Below are 4,164 nucleotides of genomic sequence, written 5' to 3' on the forward strand. Positions count from 1 at the left end.
CGACGGGGTGCCCGTACCCGCCGCCCGGGCCCCCGGCCGGTGCCGGCACATACGGCCCGGTCTGCTGGAGATGCGCCCACTGGCCCGGCTCGGTCGGGGCGGTCCCCGCCGCGGGGTGGTAGTACGGGCCGGAGTGGGGGGCGACCCAGGGGCCGCCGGGCGGACGCGGGAAACGGTCACCGAGGACCGCCCACACGGTCGCCGCGATCCCGTACACCAGCATGAAGGTGACCGCGGTGTTGAGCTCCGGGCTGTTGTTGTCCGGGTCGTCCTCCGGCACCAGCAGCATCAGGTAGCAGAACACCAGCGTCATCAGCACGCTCAGCACGAACAGGAACCAGTCCAGCAGGCGGCGCCGGAGGACGGCGAACCGCAGCATCGGGACCCAGGCCAGCAGCGTCAGGGAGGGCAGCGGCAGCAGCGCGAAGAAGACCCGGACCGTCAGCGCCCAGGCCCCGGGGCCCTTTCGCTGGTCCCGATACGGTGATGGCGCGGCCGTGCCGTACATCAGCTCTCCCTGTGTCGGCGTAGCGTCTGCGAGCAGGACGCGGCCTGCGCGGATCGTGTGGGGGAGCGTATCCAGGTGTGGCGGCGCCGCGCCCCGCAAGCAGCAGAACGCAGCGTACCGAACCCGCCCGGGTCGACCGCACCCGTCACCCCGGCACCGCACCCGGGCGGCGGGCACCGCCCGGGCCGGGCGCGGGTGGTCAAGGACCGACGACCGTGGTGCGGTCAGGAACCGAGGACGGTGGTGAGGTCAGGAACCGAGGACGGTGGTGAGGAACTCGCCCGTCCACGCCAGCAGTTCACGGCCGACGACCGGCTTGCCGCCGATACCGCCCGGCTTGGGGCGCGGCACCATGACCTGGCGGGCGTTCTGCTTGATCTGCGAACCGGGGTAGACCCGCAGCAGCCGCAGCTCCTGCGACTCGCGCAGCTCCACCGGCCCGAACCGCACCTTGTTGCCCTGGAGGGTGATGTCGGTGACACCGCACGAGCGGGCCAGCATGCGCAGCCCCGCGACGAGCAGCAGGTTCTCCACCGGTTCCGGCAACTTGCCGTAGCGGTCGACCAGTTCCTCGCGGACCGCCCTGATGTCCTGCTCGGAGTTGGCCGCCGCGATCGCCCGGTAGGCCTGGAGCCGCAACTGCTCGGCCGGCGCGAAGTCGTGCGGCACGTGCGCGTCCACCGGCAGTTCGATCTTCACCTCCAGCGGCGCCGCCTCCTCGGACTCGCCGCCGTCCAGCGCCGCCCGGTAGTCGGCGACGGCCTCACCCACCATGCGGATGTACAGGTCGAAGCCGACCCCGGCGATGTGCCCGGACTGCTCACCGCCCAGCAGGTTGCCCGCGCCGCGGATCTCCAGGTCCTTCATGGCGACGTACATGCCGGCACCCATCTCGGTGTGCTGGGCGATCGTCGCCAGCCGCTCGTGGGCCGTCTCGGTGAGCGGCTTCTCCGGCGGGTAGAGGAAGTAGGCGTAGCCGCGGTCCCGGCCGCGCCCCACCCGGCCGCGCAGCTGGTGCAGCTGGGACAGGCCGAAGTTGTCGCCGCGCTCCAGGATCAGGGTGTTGGCGTTCGAGATGTCGATGCCCGACTCGACGATCGTCGTCGACACCAGCACGTCGAACTTCTTCTCCCAGAAGTCGACCACCACCTGTTCCAGCGCGCCCTCGGACATCTGGCCGTGCGCGGTCGCGATGCGCGCCTCCGGCACGATCTCCCGCAGCCCGGCCGCCGCCTTGTCGATGGACTCCACCCGGTTGTGGATGTAGAAGACCTGCCCCTCGCGCAGCAGCTCGCGGCGGATGGCCGCCCCGATCTGCCGCTGGTCGTAGGGGCCGACGAAGGTCAGCACCGGGTGCCGCTCCTCCGGCGGCGTGGTGATCGTCGACATCTCGCGGATGCCGGTGACGGCCATCTCCAGCGTGCGCGGGATCGGCGTCGCCGACATCGTCAGCACGTCCACGTTGGCCCGCAGCTTCTTCAGCTGCTCCTTGTGCTCGACGCCGAACCGCTGCTCCTCGTCGACGATGACCAGGCCGAGGTCCTTGAACTGCGTCTGCGAGGAGAACAGCCGGTGGGTGCCGATGACGACGTCCACCGAACCCTCCCTGAGGCCCTCCAGCACGTCCTGCGCCTCGGTCTCGCTCTGGAACCGCGACAGCGCCCGCACCTTGACGGGGAACTGGCCGTACCGCTCGGAGAACGTGCCGAAGTGCTGCTGGACCAGCAGCGTCGTCGGCACCAGCACCGCGACCTGCTTGCCGTCCTGCACCGCCTTGAAGGCCGCCCGGACGGCGATCTCCGTCTTGCCGTAGCCGACGTCGCCGCAGACCAGCCGGTCCATCGGGACGGACTTCTCCATGTCCTCCTTGACCTCGGCGATCGTCGTCAGCTGGTCGGGCGTCTCCACGTAGGGGAAGGCGTCCTCCAGCTCCCGCTGCCACGGGGTGTCCGGGCCGAAGGCGTGGCCGGGCGCCGCCATCCGCGCCGAGTACAGCTTGATCAGGTCGGCCGCGATCTCCTTGACGGCTTTCTTGGCCCGCGCCTTCGTCTTCGTCCAGTCCGCGCCACCCAGGCGGTGCAGCGACGGCTGCTCGCCGCCCACGTACTTGGTGACCTGCTCCAGCTGGTCCGTCGGCACGAACAACCGGTCACCGGGCTGGCCGCGCTTCGCCGGCGCGTACTCCACCAGCAGGTACTCGCGGGTGGCGCCCTGCACGGTGCGCTGCACCATCTCCACGTACCGGCCGACGCCGTGCTGCTCGTGCACGATGTAGTCGCCGGGCTGGAGGGTGAGCGGGTCGATCGTCTTGCGGCGCCGGGCCGGCATGCGGGCCGCGTCCCGGCCGGCGGCCTTCTGACCGGAGAGGTCCGTCTCCGTCAGCACCACGAGCCTCAGCTCGGGCGCGACGAAGCCGTTGTCCAGTGAGCCGCACGACACCTGCACCACCGACGGCTCCAACGCCGTCAGCTCGCCGTCCAGCCGGGCCGCGACGCCCTCGCCGCCGAGCACCTCGACGGTGCGGGCCGCAGGACCGTGGCCCTCGGTGAGGTAGACGCAGTTCCAGCCGCGGGAGAGCCACTCCCGGGTGTCGGACAGCGCCCGCCGGGTGTCCCCCCGGTAGGACTCCGGGGCGCGCAGGCCGAGCCGCAGCGTGTCCGGGTCGGAGGCGATCGCCGCGTCGGCCTCCGGGTCCACGCCCAGTACGTTGTCGGCGCCCAGGCCCGTGTCGGAGGCGAAGGGGCTCACCGACCACCAGAGCATGCCCAGCTCCCGGGCGTGCTCGCGGACGTCGGCCAGACCGCGCAGCGACGCCGCGCCCACGTCGATCGGGGCGTCACCGCCACCGGCGGTCGCCGCCCACGACGCCTGGAGGAACTCCTGGCTCGTCGCCATCAGGTCTGCGGCCCGGCTCCGCACCCGCTCCGGGTCGCACACCACCGCCATGCTGCCCTTCGGCAGCACGTCCAGCAGCAGCTCCATCTCGTCCACCAGCACCGGTGCGAGGGACTCCATGCCCTCGACGGCGATGCCCTCGGCGATCTTGCCGAGCAGTTCGTCCAGCTCGGGGTGGTCCCGGCCCAGCTCCGCGGCCCGGGCCCGCACGTCGTCGGTGAGCAGCAGCTCCCGGCACGGCGGCGCCCACAGTCCGTGCTCGGCGACCTCCAGGGACCGCTGGTCGGCGACCTTGAAGTAGCGGACCTCCTCGACCTCGTCGCCCCAGAACTCCACCCGCAGCGGGTGCTCCTCGGTGGGCGGGAAGACGTCCAGGATGCCGCCGCGCACGGCGAACTCGCCGCGCTTCTCGACCAGCTCCACCCGGGAGTAGGCGGCTGCGGCCAGACCGGCGACCACCTCTTCCAGGTCGGCGCTCTCCCCCGCCCGCAGACTGACCGGTTCCAGCTCGCCCAGCCCCTTGACCTGCGGCTGGAGCACCGACCTGATGGGCGCCACCACGACCTTCACCGGCCCGGCGGACGGGTCGTCGTCCCGGGGGTGCGTCAGCCGGCGCAGCACCGCGAGCCGCCGGCCCACGGTGTCGCTGCGCGGTGACAGACGCTCGTGCGGCAGCGTCTCCCAGGCCGGGTACTCCACGACCGTGTCGTCCTGCCCGGCCGGCATCAGCGAGCGCAGCGCGGCGGCGAGGTCCTCGGCCT

The 4,164-nt window shown here is 72.0% G+C and carries 2 protein-coding genes; both read right to left on the reverse strand.

What is annotated here, in order from left to right; translation table 11 throughout:
• Positions 1-508, reverse strand: a 508-nt coding sequence (locus tag ACYVE9_RS17720; protein ID WP_461028852.1) for a hypothetical protein, incomplete at its 3' end; no start/stop codon positions are given.
• A gap of 249 nt (positions 509-757) precedes the next feature.
• A partial coding sequence (mfd, locus tag ACYVE9_RS17725) for a transcription-repair coupling factor (RefSeq protein ID WP_461028853.1) occupies positions 758-4,164 on the reverse strand: 3,407 nt, incomplete at its 5' end.

This window comes from Streptomyces sparsus (assembly GCF_054776295.1).